This window comes from Gordonia bronchialis DSM 43247, from assembly GCF_000024785.1.
Taxonomy (GTDB): Bacteria; Actinomycetota; Actinomycetes; order Mycobacteriales; family Mycobacteriaceae; genus Gordonia; species Gordonia bronchialis.
On record NC_013441.1, the window covers coordinates 905,337 to 922,107 of the forward strand.

Annotated in this window: 15 protein-coding genes; 8 read left to right on the forward strand and 7 right to left on the reverse strand. The window is 67.7% G+C overall.

Annotated features, from left to right (window positions below; translation table 11 throughout):
- Positions 1–3: 3 nt before the first annotated feature.
- The 3 genes from purQ to GBRO_RS04200 are packed head-to-tail and all read left to right on the forward strand — an operon-like array spanning position 4 to position 2,641.
- A complete protein-coding gene (gene purQ / locus GBRO_RS04190; RefSeq protein WP_012832740.1) occupies positions 4–687 on the forward strand; it encodes a phosphoribosylformylglycinamidine synthase subunit PurQ in 684 nt (227 codons plus the stop codon).
- Positions 684–1,367, forward strand: coding sequence for a hypothetical protein (locus tag GBRO_RS04195; protein ID WP_012832741.1), 684 nt, complete (start codon positions 684–686; stop codon positions 1,365–1,367). The genes purQ and GBRO_RS04195 overlap by 4 nt, the downstream gene beginning before the upstream one ends.
- Complete coding sequence (locus GBRO_RS04200; protein WP_012832742.1) at positions 1,364–2,641, forward strand: M18 family aminopeptidase; 1,278 nt, start codon at positions 1,364–1,366, stop codon at positions 2,639–2,641. Before GBRO_RS04195 ends, GBRO_RS04200 begins: the two co-directional genes overlap by 4 nt.
- Positions 2,642–2,684: 43 nt before the next feature.
- On the opposite strand, the gene GBRO_RS04205 is transcribed toward GBRO_RS04200, so the two are convergent.
- From GBRO_RS04205 to GBRO_RS04215, 3 genes are all read right to left on the reverse strand, one after another.
- Positions 2,685–3,455: a lytic transglycosylase domain-containing protein gene (locus GBRO_RS04205; protein WP_041919721.1), complete on the reverse strand. Its 771-nt coding sequence runs from the start codon at positions 3,453–3,455 to the stop codon at positions 2,685–2,687.
- Positions 3,456–3,750: 295 nt separating this feature from the next.
- Positions 3,751–5,070, reverse strand: coding sequence for a PQQ-binding-like beta-propeller repeat protein (locus tag GBRO_RS04210; RefSeq protein WP_012832744.1), 1,320 nt, complete (start codon positions 5,068–5,070; stop codon positions 3,751–3,753).
- Between the two features lie 5 nt (positions 5,071–5,075).
- Complete coding sequence (locus tag GBRO_RS04215; RefSeq protein WP_012832745.1) at positions 5,076–6,059, reverse strand: AraC family transcriptional regulator; 984 nt, start codon at positions 6,057–6,059, stop codon at positions 5,076–5,078.
- 91 nt (positions 6,060–6,150) lie between these two features.
- Here GBRO_RS04215 and GBRO_RS04220 point away from each other — a divergent pair, with 91 nt between their 5' ends.
- On the forward strand, positions 6,151–6,627 hold the full coding sequence (locus GBRO_RS04220; RefSeq protein ID WP_012832746.1) for an anthrone oxygenase family protein: 477 nt from the start codon (positions 6,151–6,153) through the stop codon (positions 6,625–6,627).
- 230 nt (positions 6,628–6,857) lie between these two features.
- Here the strand turns inward: GBRO_RS04220 and GBRO_RS04225 are convergent, their stop codons facing one another.
- The 4 genes from GBRO_RS04225 to GBRO_RS04240 all read right to left on the reverse strand — a co-directional run bounded on the left by GBRO_RS04225 (position 6,858) and on the right by GBRO_RS04240 (position 11,163).
- Positions 6,858–8,174 carry a VOC family protein gene (locus GBRO_RS04225; protein WP_012832747.1) on the reverse strand — a complete coding sequence of 439 codons (1,317 nt, stop codon included), beginning with the start codon at positions 8,172–8,174 and terminating at the stop codon, positions 6,858–6,860.
- Positions 8,171–8,716, reverse strand: coding sequence for an RNA polymerase sigma factor (locus GBRO_RS04230; protein ID WP_012832748.1), 546 nt, complete (start codon positions 8,714–8,716; stop codon positions 8,171–8,173). Before GBRO_RS04230 ends, GBRO_RS04225 begins: the two co-directional genes overlap by 4 nt.
- Positions 8,717–8,783: 67 nt before the next feature.
- Positions 8,784–10,286, reverse strand: coding sequence for an aldehyde dehydrogenase family protein (locus GBRO_RS04235; protein WP_012832749.1), 1,503 nt, complete (start codon positions 10,284–10,286; stop codon positions 8,784–8,786).
- Positions 10,279–11,163, reverse strand: coding sequence for an alpha/beta fold hydrolase (locus tag GBRO_RS04240; RefSeq protein ID WP_012832750.1), 885 nt, complete (start codon positions 11,161–11,163; stop codon positions 10,279–10,281). Before GBRO_RS04240 ends, GBRO_RS04235 begins: the two co-directional genes overlap by 8 nt.
- A 69-nt stretch (positions 11,164–11,232) precedes the next feature.
- Here GBRO_RS04240 and GBRO_RS04245 point away from each other — a divergent pair, with 69 nt between their 5' ends.
- The 4 genes from GBRO_RS04245 (at position 11,233) to GBRO_RS04260 (ending at position 16,766) form a co-directional block, all read left to right on the forward strand.
- A complete protein-coding gene (locus GBRO_RS04245; protein WP_012832751.1) occupies positions 11,233–11,838 on the forward strand; it encodes a TetR/AcrR family transcriptional regulator in 606 nt (201 codons plus the stop codon).
- 750 nt (positions 11,839–12,588) lie between these two features.
- Positions 12,589–13,104, forward strand: a complete 516-nt coding sequence (locus GBRO_RS04250) for a hypothetical protein (protein WP_012832753.1) — start codon at positions 12,589–12,591, stop codon at positions 13,102–13,104.
- Positions 13,105–13,161: 57 nt separating this feature from the next.
- Entirely contained in the window at positions 13,162–13,926 is a 765-nt protein-coding gene (locus tag GBRO_RS04255; RefSeq protein ID WP_012832754.1) for a VOC family protein, read from the forward strand.
- A gap of 293 nt (positions 13,927–14,219) precedes the next feature.
- The gene (locus GBRO_RS04260) at positions 14,220–16,766 is read left to right on the forward strand and encodes an ATP-dependent Clp protease ATP-binding subunit (protein WP_012832755.1); all 2,547 of its coding nucleotides are present in this window, start codon (positions 14,220–14,222) and stop codon (positions 16,764–16,766) included.
- Positions 16,767–16,771: the final 5 nt, after the last annotated feature.

Consider the following 16,771-nt stretch of genomic DNA (forward strand, 5'->3'; position numbering starts at 1 on the left):
GCGATGACAGCACGTATCGGGGTCATCACTTTCCCGGGCACGCTCGACGATGTCGACGCGAGCCGCGCCGTCCGGCTTGCCGGGGCGCAGGCCGTCGAGTTGTGGCACGGCGATGCCGACCTCAAGGGTGTCGACGCGGTCGTCGTACCCGGCGGATTCTCCTACGGCGACTATCTGCGCGCCGGTGCGATCGCCCGCTTCGCCCCCGTGATGGGGTCTGTGGTGGAGGCCGCCGCCAAGGGGATGCCGGTCCTCGGGATCTGCAACGGTTTTCAGGTGCTGTGCGAGGCCGGCCTGCTGCCGGGTGCCCTGACCCGCAATGAGGGTCTGCACTTCATTTGCCGCGATCAGTGGCTGCGCGTCGAATCCACCACCACGGCATGGACATCTCGATTCGAGCGTGGCGCCGAGATCCTCATCCCACTCAAGTCGGGTGAGGGACGCTACGTGGCACCTCAGCGCAAACTCGAGGAGCTCGAGGGCGAAGGACTGATCGTGTTCACCTACGCCGGTGACAACCCCAACGGATCAGCCCTCGACATCGCCGGCATCAGCAGCCCCGACGGACGCATCGTCGGCCTGATGCCGCATCCCGAACACGCCACCGAGGCGTTGACGGGTCCCAGCGACGACGGCCTCGGCCTGTTCTATTCGGCAATCGACGCCGTCCTCGCCGCCGCACCATGATCACGGCCGTCTTCGCGCTGATCGGGGTGGCTGTCCTCGCGGTCGGCGTGATGGCGATGCGGATGCGGTGGCGCGTCGGATCGGTGGCGCTCGCGGTGGCCATCATCTGCGCAGGTATGGCCTACGACAACTTCGCGGTCGCCGTGGGACGGTTCATCGGGTACGGCGACGCGTTGATGGCGATCAACGTGCCGCGCTACTGGATTCACGCACTGTTCGTCCCGATGCTGATCCTCATCGCCGGTGTCCTCGTGTATCGGCTCGGGGTGCGCCAGATCGGTTCTCGCGGCACCGTGATCGCCGGCTCGGTACTCGTCGCGATGCTCCTGGTTATCGGCATCATCACCGACATCGCGCGTCTCGACCTGAAACCCGAGGACACCGGTGACGCACTGCGGTATGTGAACGAGGGCGCGAGCGGGCCTCCGGTGGCGGCGGTCGTCACGGTGCTCGCCCTGATCGTGCTGGGCGGGATGGCCTGGCGCTACGGCTATTTCAAGTGGTTGCTGGTGGGTGCGCTGATCATGCTGGTGGCAGCCGCGGCCGGTACCGCCGTCGTGTGGCTGGGCAACCTGGGTGAGCTCGCGCTGATGATCTCGCTGCTCGCGACGATGGCCAAGGTCGGCGACCGTGAGGACGATCTGCGTGCCGAGGCGGCCGCGAAGGAGGAACTGGAGTGAAGGTCACGACAACGGCCACCGCTGCCGGACTGGGCGAGTTCATCGACGCCTCACCGTCGCCGTTCCACGTATGCGCAAGCGTCGCAGCCGAACTGGAGCAGGCCGGATTCCGGCGACTCGACGAGGATCGCGAGTGGCCCGCGCCCGATTCGGCGGAGCGGGGCCGCCATTACGTGATCCGCGGCGGTTCCATCATCGCGTGGGACAGCGGCGACGGCGATACCTTCCGGATCGTCGGCGGCCACACCGACAGCCCCAATCTGCGCGTCAAGCAGCGCCCCGACCGGAGTTCGGCCGGGCTGGCGATGGTGGCACTGGAGCCGTACGGCGGTGCGTGGCTCAACTCCTGGCTCGACCGTGACCTGGGGTTGTCCGGACGCCTGGCCTATCGGGTGGACGACCGGGTGGAGCGCACCCTGGTGCACGTCACTGAGCCGGTGATCCGGGTGCCGCAGTTGGCCATTCACCTCTCCGAGGACCGCAAGGGGGTGTCGCTGGACCCGCAGCGCCACGTCGACGGTCTCTGGGGCCTGGGTGACGCGGTGCCCGACGTGCTCGGCTGGGTGGCGCAGTACGCCGGTCTCGACCCGGACGCCGTTCTCGGCTGGGAGCTGATGACCCATGACGTGACGCCCAGCCGACTCATCGGCGTGGACGAGAACCTCCTGAGCGCACCACGATTGGACAATCAGGGCACGTGCTATGCGGGGCTGCGTGCCCTCCTCGACGGCACGCCGTCCGCGCACACCCGCATGCTCGCGCTGTTCGACCACGAGGAGGTGGGCAGCGGGTCGGAGCGTGGCGCCGCGTCGGATCTCCTGGCCACGGTCTGTGAGCGAATCGTGCTGGCCCGCGGTGGATCTCGCGCCGATTACCTGCGTGCGATGGCCGGCAGCGTGTGCCTGTCGGGTGACATGGCGCACGCCACCCACCCCAACTACCCGGAACGCCACGAACCCGGCCACCGCATCGCGATCAACGGCGGGCCGGTGCTCAAGGTGAATCAGAACCTGCGCTACGCGTCGGATGCGTTGGGCGAGGCCATCTTCGCGCTCGCCTGTGACACCGCGGGAGTCCCGATGCAGCGCTACACCCATCGCGCCGATCTGCCCTGCGGCTCGACGATCGGGCCGATCACCGCGACGCGCACCGGGCTGACCACCATCGACGTCGGTGCGCCACAACTGGCCATGCACAGTGCACGGGAACTCATGGGTGCCGACGACGTGCCGATGTATTCGGCTGCCCTGCAGGCGTTTCTGTCCGCGTCCTGATGCTCCCGGAGCCTGAATCCATGGACGCGCCGCCAGTTCCGGCTCAGTAGGACCGCGCAAACCCCAGCACGTTGTCGACGTAGGTCATCGAGTTGTTGTAGCGCAGGATGGCGGTCACCCGGGAGGCGTCGTTGCGCAGATCCAGGTTGCCGTCGCACAGATAGCGGGCGGTGGTGAGCGCGGCGTCGAAGATGTTCTGCGGGTCGGCCTTGCCGTCGCCGTTGGCGTCGGCTGCGTAGTGATTCCAGGTCTCGGGCAGGAACTGCATCGGGCCGACGGCGCGGTCGTAGGAGGCGTCGCCGTCGAGCCGTCCGTGATCGGTGTCGGTGATGACCTGATTGCCGGCCAGCGAGCCGTTGAGGACCGGCCCGAAGATGGGGTCGCGCAGGGTGCCATGGCTGTCGACGTTGCCCTCGTCGGCGTGATGGGACTCCACCTTGCCGATGCCGGCGATGAGGCGCCAGTCGATGCCGCAGCGCGGGTTGGTCCGCGACATGATGTCGGCGGCGTTGACGTAGGCGTCGTAGTTGCTGACCGGTACCTGGCCGTCGACCACGCTCACCGGGCGCACCGGGGCGGGCGGGGGCGTCGGCGCCGGCGTCACCCGGGGTGCGGTCTCCTTGGTGACCACGGCCTCGGCGAGGACGACGTTCTTGTGGTGGGCGGCCGCCGGTGCGGACGGTAGCGCCGAGGGGGTGGCGTCGGGTGCTGGACCGGCTTCCGCGGTTGCCGCGGCGGCCAGGATGCCGATCGGCAGAAGTGCCGTGGCGACGAATGGCGCGCGTGATTTCCGTGGTTTCGAGTGCTTACCCAAACTGATCGACCTCGTGTGTACTGCTCGTGGTGCGGTGAACTCCGGCCGACCGTACATGAATCCGTTAGCTGGCCGTTATTTCACCGTTACCAAATGGCGCCGCGGGGCCGACGGGGGAGTCCAACGGCGCAGGCCGTCGCAGCCGTCGAGACATCTTTGTGAGACGGACCACAGCGGCGGGTCCGACGCCGCGACCACAGGAACCGCGTGTCCCGTCAGAAATCGCGTTCACGGAGGCGGTTTCTGACGGGACACGCGGTTCCTGCGTGGCGACACGCCGAGTCACGAGCCCGAGTCAGGACGGGCGCAACACCGACAACGTGGTGCCCTGCGTGAGCACGACATATCCGTCGACAGCCGACGCGGCCCCGTCACCGGAGAGCGCCACCGCCCAGCGCACCTGGCCGTCGGGCGCCATCGCGCTCACCTGTCCCCATCCCGCGACGACCATCAGGTCCCCCGACGACCCGACGCACCGGAGCAGATCGAGGTTGGTCTCCGGGTGGCGTGGATCGGGCGGCAGCATCCCGCCGAGCCGCGAACCGTCGGAGAGCTCGAACATCACCCGGGAGCCGTCGATGCGCGCCAGCGAGAGCAGCGACCCGCAGGGCCGCGCGCCGGCCTTGGACACCTGCTCGTCGACGACCTGCCAGGTCTCGTCGTGGCCGGCCGGGTCGTATACCGAGTAGACGCCGTGCGACGCGAACACCGAACCCTGGATCGCGAGCACCGGCTTCGTCGAGGTTCCCGAGACAAGGCGGACGCCCGGGACCACCGACGTCGGTGCCGAATCGAGTCGCCCGTTCGCCAGTCCGTACATCGCCACCCGCTGGTTGACGGCCTCGTCGTACTGCACCACGAGACCGCCCGGGTAGAGCTGCATCCGGCACTGCGTGCAACTCACGCGCGCCTCGCCGTCGCTGCGCCGCAGGGCGTACTCGCTGCCGTCCGCGGTCGGGAGGACCGCCACACCGTCACTGATCTGCACCCGGTCGCGCACGACCGCCTGCGCGAAGCGTTGGGTCCACAGGGTGCGTCCCCCGGGGGCGACGAGGCTGACCTGATAGCCGAACTTGTTGATCCGCAAGAAGTTCGATGCCCATCCGAACACCGTGCTGGTGCCGTCGAGCGCCGAGCTGCCGCTGATCGTGCCGTCGGGGTCGACGAGATAGAAGGCCGGAGTGGGCGGGTCACCGAGCTCGATCGCGCACCCGACCTGCCCGGTCTCGGTGAACGCACAGTCGCCGAGTCCGGCCCGGACGATCTGATCCCAGCGGGCCCGGCCGTTGCGGCGGTCGACGGCCATGAACGCGCGACCGATCCCGCTCGGATACGACACCAGCCAGGTGTCGTGGTAGGTGTCGGTGACCTTGATCTGTCCGGCTCCCGCATAACCGGGCAGATCGGCGTCGGTCAGGGTCCAGGCGACATCCGGCGTCGACCGGTAGTCGCGTAGCAGCCCGAAGTCGTAGTCGGTGTCGTCGGAGTCGGTGGGGCCGCCGATCAGCACCGCACCCGCGCCGACCACCATCACCACGCACAGCACCGCAACCACCGATCCGATGCCGAATGGGAGCCGACGCGCAACAGCGGAGACCGACGAGCCGATGGACATGCCGATCAGTCAATCATTGCCGTCTCGCCCAGACGGTCTCGGGTGGTCGAGCGATGTGCCGCATATCGGGTGGGACTCATGCCGAACTCGCGGGTGAACGCGGAGCTGAGCGCAAACGGGCTTCCGTATCCGACGCGATGGGCGATGGCGCGCAACGAGATGTCGGGGTCGGCGAGCAGGTCGGCGGCGAGCGCGAGTCGCCACCGCGTCAGATATCCGATCGGAGGTTCGCCCATCAGCTCGGTGAATCGACGTGCGAGCGTGGCCCGCGAGACGCCGACGCTCTGCGCGATCCCCGCCAGGGTCCACGGGTGTCCGGGATTGGTGTGCATCAGCGCGACGGCCGGCCCGACGACCGGGTCCCGCGACGCCCGGAAGTAGGCGGGCGGGGCGTCGGAGCGATCCATGAGGTCGCGGATCGCGGTGATGAGGATCAGGTCGACGAGCCGGTCGATGACGACCTCCTGCCCGGGCAGGGTGCGCACGATCTCCGCTTCGGCCAGCGCGACGAGCGGATCGTCGGGATGGTCGAGCACGCTGATCCGCGGCAGTGATTCCACCACCTGCCGGCTGATCTCGCCGGCGCGATAGGTGGCGATGAGCATCGTCGTATCGCGCGAATCAGAAGCCGCCTGCGGTCGCCGGTTACCCCACGTGCGTACCCCGACGCTCATCTGCTCGGCGACGCTGTGGCGTCCGGTCGGGTCGAAGCACCGTCCGTCTTCGTCGATGTGGGCGATGACGGGGCTACGCGCGCGGTCAGACACCGTGTACGGCTCGGTCCCCCGGATCAGGGCGACGCACCCGACGCCCAACTCGTACTCGGTGCCGTCGTCGTATCCGGCGACGCCGACGCCCTCGGTGACCGCAACGAGGGTGAGCGCCGAGGAGTCCTCGATCCGGATCGCCCAGCGGTCGGTCATCGCCATCCGCAGCGTGGTCGGGTGGGTGGCGGCCGGACCCCGCAGAAGCCCGTCGAGCGCGTCCATGGCTGTCAGATTAGCCGTGATGAGACGATGACGGATGTCTTTGCGTTTTTCGACCATGGATCGTCTCACGCTTTCGCGGTGAGATGAGTTCATGAACGGACTCAAGGACACCCTGCTCACCCTCACCGTCGTGACCACCGGTCTCAGCGCCGGACTGCTCGCCGCGTTCGCGTACGCGGTGATGCCCGGCCTGGACCGGGCGGGCCCGTCGGTCGCCGTCCCGGCGATGCAACGCATCAACGTCGCGATCCTCAACCCGCTCTTCGCCGTCATCTTCGTCGGCGGCGTCGTCTTCGGGGTGCTGAGCCTCTGGGCGTTCTGGCGCGACGATCTGCGCTGGTGGATCGTCGCCGCGGTGATCCTGGTCGTCATCGGACTGGTGATCACCGGCATCGCCAACGTGCCCGCCAACAACAGGCTCGACGCGGCCGGCGATGTCCACGGGCCCGACGCTGCCCGCGCGTGGTCGGATTTCTACGGAAACTGGGTGCGCTGGAACGTTGTTCGAGCCGTCGCGACGGCGGCGGGGTGTGCGACGCTGGTCGTGGGGGTGCTGTCCACGCGGTGAGTCATCCTGCCGGGTGAGTGGCTCGGTCCTGTTGGTTCCTTCGTGCTGGTTGAGTAGCCTTCTCCCGCTGGCTGAGTCGCTTCCTTCGTGCTGGTTGAGTAGCCTTTTCCCGCTGGCTGAGTCGCTTCCCTCGTGCTGGTTGAGTAGCCGGAGCGCTAGCGGAGGCGTATCGAAACCACTCGCGAGTCAACCGTGTCGGTGGGTGCGGATCAACCAGTCAGGTGTTCCGGTCAGAAGAGTTGTCCCAGATAGAATTCCGCACCCTGGTCGTCGGTGCAGCGGGCGGTGATGCCGTACGGTGCACGTTCTGGTTCGTCGAGAACCTGCCCGCCGGCGGCGCGGACCCGCTGCACGGCGGCGGCCACGTCGTCGGTGTTCCACATGGGCACTGCGACAGCAGAATCGGCGCCGCCGGCGACACCGATCTGCGGCCGCACATCGGTGACCTCCCAGCCGTCGTCGATGCGTCCGGGACGGAAGTCCCAGCCGAGCACCGCGCCGTAGAAGGCTCGATAATGCGCACTGTCGGGGGTGTGCACCGTCAAGTACGACATCTCGCCGATGCCCCGCGGGTGTTGCGCGCCTCGCGGTGCCCCTGGGTCGGGGACATGAACCGCGAAGGCAACCCCCTGGTTGTCGACGGCATCGACGACGCGTGCTCCGTCGGCCGACACCTCGCCGATGTTGCCTGCCCGGCCGCCGGCGGCGACGATGGCGGCCTGCGCGGAGGCGAAGTCGTCCACCGCGTACACGCAGAACAGGGTGTTGGAGCCGTAGCCGGCGGCGTTCGAGATGCCAAGTCGGTGACCGAGATTGGTGACCTGACGAGTCTGGGGGTCGTACTCCCAGCCGAGCACCGCACCGTAGAAGCGGGCAGCGCGCGCTGCGTCGGGGGTCTGCAGGGACATGTAGACGATGTCGCCCGGATGAATCCGTTCGGCCGCACCGACTTTCGATGGTCCCGTCAGCATCCAGCGATGGCCGAAGGGGTCGACGATGGTCCCGGTCCGAGCGCCGTAGGCCTCGTACGGTTCCCGGGTGACCGACCCGCCGCCCTGCTCAGCGCGTGCCATGGCGGCGTCGGTGTCGGCAACCGGCAACATCAGGCTCACCGAGACGTGGCCGGGCGCCGGGGCCCGCAGCCCCATGTCGGGGAACTCGGTGGCCAGATAGATGACGCCGTCACCCATCTCGAGTTCGGCGTGACCGATCGAACCGTCGTCCATGACGATCGGTTCACCACGCAGCCGGGCGCCGAGATGGTCGACGTACCAGTCGATGGCACGGCGCGCGTCGACGACGGTGAGATAGGGGAGAGCGCCGGGGCGTTCCACGGTGGAGGAGACCGAAACTGTTGTGTCAGAGATCGTTTCCACTGTGCTCACGATGACTTCCTTCGGTAGGGTCGCGCCGCGGGAGAGCCGATCACGCAGTGCGCGGGCGAAATCCGGGTCAGGTGCGACGGGGTCGTCGAAGCCAGGGGTATCCGCGGCGCGCAGGATGCGCAACGGGTCGCCGGTCGGGTCCGGGTACTCGGTGCTGTTCATGCGTGACCTCCTCTCCGGCTCGACGTTGTCTGATCGGGTTGGTGATCCGGGTAGGCGGCACGAAAGGCGCGCTTGGCCCGGGTGAGCAGTGCCTCGGTGGCGCCGACGGTGCGATCGAGGATCTCCGCACACTCCGCCACCGGCAGATCGTCGACGTAGCGCAGAGTGAGTGCGCTGCGATGGATCGGCGAGAGTGTGGCGAGGGTGTGGTGGGCCACCATCGCGTCGAGATGGGCGTCCCACGCGTCGTCGGCGGATTCGGGAAGATCATCCACCGGCTCCGGTGTGCGCTGCATCCGCCGCCAGTGATCGGCCAGCTTGTGGCGTGCGATCCCGATCAACCACGGCGTCGACGGTTCGGTGGACTCGTCGCGGCGGACGGTGTCCATCGCCGCCAGGAAGGTCTCCGAGGTCACGTCCTCGGCGACCGCACGATCACGGCAGCGGCGCACGACGAAGCCGTACACCGCCGGAAGCGCCTCGTCGTAGACCGCCAGCAGCCCGTCCGGGCCGCTGCGGGAGACCGTGTGGTCACTGCTCACGTCTCTATCGTCGTGTGCGGGGCCCGGAATCCGACGCCGGATTGGGAAGAATTTCTCGCCGGGCGTGTCAGCGCACGCCGAACCAGCCCGTCACCCCGGGCCGACGGTTCTCGTAGACGTGTTTGGCCTCGCGATACTCGTCGAGACCCGACGGCCCGAGTTCACGGCCCACGCCCGAGCGTTTGAACCCGCCCCACTCGGCCTGCGGCAGGTACGGCCCGAAGTCGTTAACCCACACGGTGCCGTGGCGAAGGCGGTCGGCGACCCGACGTGCCCGGGCGGTATCCGACGACCACACCGCCCCGGCCAGCCCGTATTCGGTGTCGTTGGCAATGCGAACGGCCTCGTCCTCATCGGTGAAGGTCTCCACGGTGACCGTCGGCCCGAAGGCCTCGTCGTGCACACAGGCCATGTCGCGGCGGGCATTGTCGATGACGGTCGGCAGATAGAACCAGCCGTCGTCGAGTGACCCGGACCCCTGGTCGCCGGTGGCGAAGGCGCCTCCGGTCCGGATGTCGGCGCCCTCGGCGCGGGCCTGCTCGACGTAGGCGTGGACCTTGTCGCGGTGTGCCGAGGAGATCAGTGGGCCGGTCTCGGTGCCGTCCGCGAACGGCCGCCCGAGCCGAATCCGTGCGGCACGACGGACGAGTTCGTCGACGAAGCGGTCATGCGCCGACGCCTCGATCACGAGTCGGGCGCCTGCCGAACAGACCTGGCCGGAGTGCAGGAACGCGGCGTTGAGGGCATTGTCGACGGAGATGGCGAGCCGGTCCGGAGTGTCGCAGGCGTCGGCGAAGACGACATTCGGGTTCTTGCCGCCGAGTTCGAGAGCGACCTTCTTCACGGTGGCCGCGGCCTCGCGTGCGATGACCCGGCCGGTGGCCAGCCCGCCGGTGAACGACACGAGGTCCACGTCGGGATGCGAGGCCAACGGCGCACCCGCGATGGCCCCGGCGCCGAGAATCAGGTTCGCGACGCCCGGCGGCAGGTTCAGGTCGGCGAAGACGCTCATCAGCAGGATGGCGGTGTGCGGCGTGAGTTCGGCCGGTTTCAGCACAAAGGTGTTGCCGGCCGCCAGCGCGGGTGCGATCTTCCATGCCGCTTGCAGCAGTGGGTAATTCCACGGCGTGATCAGACCGCACACCCCGACCGGCTCGTAGACGATGCGAGAGTCGATGTCCGGTGATCCGGCGTCGACGACCCGCGTGGTGTCGTCGCCGGCGAGTGCGCCGAAGTAGCGGAAACAGTGGGCGATGTCAGACATGTCGATGTCCGACTCGCGCAGACGTTTACCGGTGTCAAGGGACTCTGCCCGGGCGAATTCTGTTCGGCGGCTCTCGATCTCGTCGGCAACCCGAAGCAGAAGGGCGCCCCGCTCGGCGGCCGGGGTGTGCGGCCACGGCCCGTCGTCGAAGGCGCGGCGGGCCGCACCGATCGCCTCCTCGGTGTCCAGGGAGTCGGCCTCGGCAACCAGGCCGACGACGGAAAGATCTGCCGGGCAGCGTATTTCCCGCGTCTCACCCGATGCGGCGGCCCGCCACCGGCCGTCGATGTAGAGCGTCTCAGTCATGAGCGGCGGTGCTCGGGCCACCGTTGGCCGACGACCCTCGGGTGCCGATGTCGACGATGGCCGCAACGACGGCCTGCGGCCGGTCCATGGCGACGAAGGTCCGCGCGCCCGGGACCTCGGTGAATGTCGCGTCGGGGAACACGGCGGCCAGGCGGCGGCCCAGCGGCGGACGGAAAGCCCGGTCGGCGGTGCCCCACACCACCGATACCGGTACCGTCACCGCGGCCAATCGTGCTGTGAGCGCGGCGAGTTCACGCTTGTCGATGGCGCGCAGGAAGGCGGCGAGGTCGTCGCGGACGCGCTCATCGGTGCGCAGCGGGTCGAGGATCGACGCGGACAGGTCGGGATCGGGATCGGTGACCAGCAGCCCGAATCCGAGCGGCGAGTGCCGCAGGGCACGCGACCTCTGGAGGAGTCCGGCAAGCCGCCGCGTCAGGCCGGGGCGTCGGAGAAGGGCGAAGACGACAGGATAGGGCTGCGGTGGAAACTGTTCGAACGCATCGCAATTGGTGAACACCACGCGCCCGGCCAGGGTCGGGTCCCCGTCGAGCGCGAACTGGCAGATCGCGCCACCGGTATCGCATCCGACGAGAGTCGGTTCATTCAGCCGTAATTCGGCGATGAACTCGGCGACAATGTGCGCCGCGCCGCGCGGGCTGCGGTCGGCCGCGGGACCCCACGGGATGCGATGTGCGCCGAGCGGGAGGGTTGGTACCAGGCAACGGAACCCGTCTTCGGCGAGACGCTGGGCGACTGCGGTCCACATCCGTCCGTCGACCACCACCCCATGCACGAATACGACCGGTGGATGCGGCGAATCCGCGGGACCGAATTCCTCGAACTCGATGGTCGCCGAGGGGAGTTCGATGGTGGTCATGGCCGCCTCCGTCGTAGGCTGGTCGAGGTCACTTACAAACACTCGGTATGAAAGTTACGTGCAGGCTGTATGAAAGTCAACCGTCGGACCCAGGCAGAGCGCACCGCGGCGACTCGCGCCGCCCTCATCGGTGCCGGTCGCGAACTCTTCGGCGAACACGGTTACGCCTCGGTCGGCACCCAAGTCATCGTCGAGGCCGCCGGGGTCACCCGCGGAGCGCTCTATCACCAGTTCGGGGACAAGAAGGGGCTGTTCACGGCGGTATTCGATGCACTGGAGCAGGAGGTGGTCGCACTCTGCGCCGACGCGATGACCGACCTCGCGCCCACCGACCCGATCGCCGCGCTCAAGGTCGGCATCCGGGCGTTTCTCGAGGTCTTCACCGATCCGGTGCGTCATCGTATCGGCCTCGTGGATGCCCCCTCGGTCCTCGGCTGGCAGGAGTGGCGTGCGCGCGGTGAAGAGTTCGGCTTCGCCCTGATCGAGGGACTGCTGCAGGCGTCCATCGAACTGGGGCAGATGGCCGATCAGCCCATCCGGCCGATCGCGCACGTCGCCATCGGAGCGCTCGACGAGTCCGCGCTCTATGTCGCCGCGGCCGCCGACCGCCAACAGGCCGTCGCCGAGGTGACGGTGGTGCTCGACCGCATCGTCGATTCCTTTGCGATCACCTGAGTGTCGCCTGGCCGATGGGTCATTCGCCCGAAATGCGGCTCCCTCAGGACGTTCATAGCGATCCGGCATACGTTGATCGTCGTCACGCTGACTGGAGGTGATCTCGGCGTGGGGAGATACGGGTGGATGAGGGAGGTGACGAATGCGTCCGTTCCCGGAAAGGTCGCGGTCGCAGGGCCGGAGATCCGCGACCGCAGGGCCCGGCGGGCGCGGTGTCGGACGTGCGGGCGGTCCGCCGGCCAGTACGCGTCTCACTGCCGGTGAGGTGGCCCGGCGGGCACGCGAACGCGGCAACCCGTGGATCGTGCCGGACCCGCAACACCCCCGTCCGTATCACCCGCGCCCACCACATCCCCGGCCGTCCGAAGCCGGCGCCATGCCGGTGCTGCCCCGACCCGAGTCCCGACCCGAGTCCCGGCCCGAGTCCCGGCCCGTGGCATCGTCTCGGTCGTCGGCCGGGCCACGGGGAAAGCCGGTGTCCTCGGCCCTGCGCTTCGCCCGGCTCGGATGGGCCGTGCTGTCGGTCATGACGCTCACGATCGTCGTGGCGCTGTCGAATCCTGGTACTCGCGCGCCGTGATTGGCACCGTGTTCACTTCCGTGTCGCCCGTTCGTACGAAAGGGGGTGGAAACAAGGGTTTTTCGTCCAAACGGGTGATGCTTCGGCCCCTCGGTCCTCGATAGCGTGGCCGCGTCGGGGACGACCCACTCCATCGCCATTCCGCTATCGAAACCCTTGAGGTGTGAAACGTGAAACGCAAACTCATATCTGTCGCAGCGGCCGCTCTGGTGAGCTGCGGTATTGCCACCACCGTCGCGGCGACGCCCGCCTCGGCCGACCCGTTGTCCGATCTGATCGCCACCCTGCTGGCGGGATCCAGTGACGGCGGAAACGGCGGCGGGCCGGCCAATCCGGGGCCGGCGTCCAACGGGGTGACCGCAGTTCAGGTGACGACCGGGGTGTATCGCGGCCCGGGGAATCAGTATGGCCGGAAGCTCGGTCCCGATCTGTACGCCATGACAAAAGGGAAATTCCGGGTGTCGGTCAAGTACAACGCCGTGACGTCGGCCGGCGGCGAGAACCGAGCCGACAACTGCCGAATCGAGTTGCGAGTCAGCGGACCGCAGAACACCGACGTGTACAAGACTGCCAAGTGCAGCGGGTATGGCGATGGGCCGGTTGTCACCCAAACCGGCCGCTACACCGCGACCGTCACCGACCGGGTCTCTGGTCGTACCGGGCAGTCCACCTTCACCATCGAGTGATCCACCATCGCTGCGCCCCGTCGATGAGTTTCGCGGGGCGCAGCGGTCTATCCCGGTATGGCAACCGCAACGATCAACTCCATGCTCCTGTCCACCGACGATCCCGCCCGATTGTGCGAGTGGTACGCGGCCGCTTTCGAGGCCGCCCCGCAGACGACGCCCGGTGACCCCGGTGCGTCGTACCGCGTGATCGCCCTCGACGGCTTCTACCTGATGTTCGACAAACGTGACGACGTGTCCGGCCGCAACACCGGCGGGGCACGGGCCATCTTGAACGTCGAGGTCGACGACCCGCAGGCCACCGCGCAGCGCCTCGACGACCTCGGGGCCGAGTGGATCAGCCCGCTTGAGAATCGCGACGGCAGCTTCTTCGGCACCGTCGCCGACCCCGACGGCAACTGGCTGCAGATCCTGCGGCTCTCCGACGAGCACGAGGTCGAGATGAGCCAACCGGAGTCCGCGTTCAGTGGCTTCGCGGTGCGTGACCTCGACGCCGCGGAGACGTTCTACCGGGATGTGCTCGGGATGCGTGTGCTGCGGTTCCCGATGGGCATCTTGGGGATCCGGATCAACCGTCAGACCACCGTGATGGTGTACCCCAAGCCCGATCACGAACCCGCCACCTACACGATCCTCAACATCCCGGTCCCTGATCTCGAGGCCGCCGTCGACGACCTCACCGCCAAAGGCGTCGCGTTCCTGCGCTACGACGGTTTCGATCACGACGAACGCGGCATCGTCGGTTCCGGTGCGCACGGCGGACCCGACCTCGCCTGGTTCACCGATCCATCCGGCAACGTGCTCTCGGTGCTGCGCAACTGAGCGTCGTCGAACCCTCCGACCGGCGAGAACGCGGGAATCCGGGGCGCCTCGCGGGCGTTCGCTCTGGGCGTAGCCAACGGGGAACAGCGCCGCAGCCTGCGCGGTTGTACCCGGCAGACCCCTGTCGCACCCGATGTCCGCCATCATCTGGACGGACGTTAACCATAGGTGCACTCCCGACGACCACTAGAGTGGAAGCAGGCTGGTCGTCGGGAAGTGCATGATTCGCACACCATGTTGTCGCTGACGCGTCTGACACGGCGGCCGGGGCGCTAGCAATGTGAGGGAGAACAATGTTCGAACGGTTCACCGACCGCGCGCGACGGGTTGTGGTTCTGGCCCAAGAAGAGGCGCGGATGCTCAACCACAACTACATCGGAACCGAGCACATCCTCCTCGGCCTCATCCACGAGGGCGAGGGCGTGGCCGCCAAGGCGCTCGAATCACTCGGGATCTCCCTGGAAGGCGTTCGCAGCCAGGTCGAGGAGATCATCGGCCAGGGGCAGCAGGCGCCGTCGGGACACATCCCGTTCACGCCGCGCGCCAAGAAGGTCCTCGAGTTGTCGCTGCGTGAGGCCTTACAGCTCGGCCACAACTACATCGGCACCGAGCACATCCTCCTCGGCCTCATCCGTGAGGGCGAGGGCGTGGCCGCGCAGGTCCTGGTGAAGCTGGGCGCTGACCTCAACCGGGTCCGCCAGCAGGTCATTCAGCTGCTGAGTGGCTACCAGGGCAAGGAGCCGCAGGAAGCCGGCACCGGCGGTCGCAGCAGCGAGTCCGGCACCCCGTCGACCTCGCTCGTGCTCGACCAGTTCGGCCGGAACCTGACCGCCGCCGCGGGCGAGGGCAAACTCGACCCCGTCATCGGCCGCGAGAAGGAAATCGAGCGGGTCATGCAGGTGCTGAGCCGCCGCACCAAGAACAACCCGGTGCTGATCGGCGAGCCCGGCGTCGGCAAGACCGCCGTCGTCGAGGGTCTCGCGCAGGCCATCGTCAACGGCCAGGTGCCCGAGACGCTCAAGGACAAGCAGCTCTACACCCTCGACCTCGGGTCGCTGGTGGCGGGCAGCCGCTACCGCGGTGACTTCGAGGAGCGCCTGAAGAAGGTGCTCAAGGAGATCAACACCCGCGGCGACATCATCCTGTTCATCGACGAGCTGCACACGCTCGTCGGCGCGGGTGCCGCCGAGGGCGCGATCGACGCGGCGTCCATCCTCAAGCCGAAGCTGGCTCGCGGTGAGCTGCAGACCATCGGTGCCACCACGCTCGACGAGTACCGCAAGTACATCGAGAAGGACGCCGCTCTCGAGCGCCGGTTCCAGCCGGTGCAGGTCGGCGAGCCGTCGGTGGAGCACACCATCGAGATCCTCAAGGGGCTGCGCGACCGCTACGAGAGCCACCACCGGGTGTCCATTACCGACGGAGCCCTGGTGGCCGCGGCGACGCTGGCCGACCGCTACATCAACGACCGGTTCCTGCCGGACAAGGCGATCGACCTCATCGACGAGGCGGGCGCGCGGATGCGCATCCGCCGGATGACCGCGCCGCCGGACCTGCGCGAGTTCGACGAGCGCATCGCTGATGCCCGCAAGGAGAAGGAGTCCGCGATCGACGCGCAGGACTTCGAGAAGGCCGCCAGCCTCCGGGACAAGGAGAAACAACTCGTCGCCGAGCGTGCCGAGCGTGAAAAGCAATGGCGCAGTGGCGATATGGACGTCGTGGCCGAGGTCGACGACGAGCAGATCGCCGAGGTCCTGGGCAACTGGACCGGCATCCCGGTGTTCAAGCTCACCGAGGAGGAGACCACCCGTCTACTCCGCATGGAGGACGAGCTGCACAAGCGGATCATCGGCCAGGAGGATGCGGTCAAGGCCGTCTCCAAGGCGATCCGCCGTACCCGCGCCGGACTCAAGGACCCCAAGCGTCCGTCGGGCTCGTTCATCTTCGCCGGCCCGTCCGGCGTCGGAAAGACCGAGCTCTCCAAGGCGCTGGCGAACTTCCTGTTCGGCGAGGACGACGCACTCATCCAGATCGACATGGGCGAGTTCCACGACCGGTTCACCGCGTCGCGTCTGTTCGGTGCCCCTCCCGGTTACGTCGGCTACGAAGAGGGTGGCCAGCTGACCGAGAAGGTGCGGCGTAAGCCGTTCTCGGTGGTGCTGTTCGACGAGATCGAGAAGGCGCACTCGGAGATCTACAACACCCTGTTGCAGGTCCTCGAAGACGGTCGGCTCACCGACGGTCAGGGACGCACGGTCGACTTCAAGAACACCGTGCTGATCTTCACCTCGAACCTCGGTACCTCCGACATCTCCAAGGCCGTCGGGCTGGGCTTCACCAAGGGCGACGATTCGCAGTCGAACTACGAGCGGATGAAGCTCAAGGTCAACGACGAATTGAAGAAGCACTTCCGTCCCGAGTTCCTCAACCGCATCGACGACGTCATCGTGTTCCACCAGTTGACGCGCGACGAGATCATCCAGATGGTTGACCTGATGATCAACCGTGTCGAGACGCAGCTGAAGAACAAGGACATGGCACTCGAGCTCACCGACCGGGCCAAGGCGTTGCTCGCCAAGCGCGGCTTCGACCCGGTGCTCGGTGCGCGTCCGCTGCGTCGCACGATCCAGCGTGAGATCGAGGATCAGCTCTCCGAGAAGATCCTGTTCAACGAGATCGGCGCCGGGCAGATCGTGCTGGTCGACGTCGAGGGCTGGGACGGCGAGGACGACGGTGAGGATGCCAAGTTCACCTTCACCGGCTCGGAGAAGCCACGTGAGTTCCCCGATGCTCCCGTCGAGCTGACCAAGGCAGGAGAGGGCGGCAGCGAGTCGAGCTGAGCTCG

Excerpts from the sequence above, each read along its gene's own strand:
- purQ (WP_012832740.1), top strand. The coding sequence starts at position 4 with ATGACAGCACGTATCGGGGTCATCACTTTCCCGGGCACGCTCGACGAT.
- GBRO_RS04195 (WP_012832741.1), top strand. The coding sequence starts at position 684 with ATGATCACGGCCGTCTTCGCGCTGATCGGGGTGGCTGTCCTCGCGGTC.
- GBRO_RS04210 (WP_012832744.1), bottom strand. The coding sequence starts at position 5,070 with ATGTCCATCGGCTCGTCGGTCTCCGCTGTTGCGCGTCGGCTCCCATTC.
- GBRO_RS04215 (WP_012832745.1), bottom strand. The coding sequence starts at position 6,059 with ATGGACGCGCTCGACGGGCTTCTGCGGGGTCCGGCCGCCACCCACCCG.
- GBRO_RS04220 (WP_012832746.1), top strand. The coding sequence starts at position 6,151 with ATGAACGGACTCAAGGACACCCTGCTCACCCTCACCGTCGTGACCACC.
- GBRO_RS04225 (WP_012832747.1), bottom strand. The coding sequence starts at position 8,174 with ATGAACAGCACCGAGTACCCGGACCCGACCGGCGACCCGTTGCGCATC.
- GBRO_RS04235 (WP_012832749.1), bottom strand. The coding sequence starts at position 10,286 with ATGACTGAGACGCTCTACATCGACGGCCGGTGGCGGGCCGCCGCATCG.
- GBRO_RS04240 (WP_012832750.1), bottom strand. The coding sequence starts at position 11,163 with ATGACCACCATCGAACTCCCCTCGGCGACCATCGAGTTCGAGGAATTC.
- GBRO_RS04245 (WP_012832751.1), top strand. The coding sequence starts at position 11,233 with ATGAAAGTCAACCGTCGGACCCAGGCAGAGCGCACCGCGGCGACTCGC.
- GBRO_RS04255 (WP_012832754.1), top strand. The coding sequence starts at position 13,162 with ATGGCAACCGCAACGATCAACTCCATGCTCCTGTCCACCGACGATCCC.
- GBRO_RS04260 (WP_012832755.1), top strand. The coding sequence starts at position 14,220 with ATGTTCGAACGGTTCACCGACCGCGCGCGACGGGTTGTGGTTCTGGCC.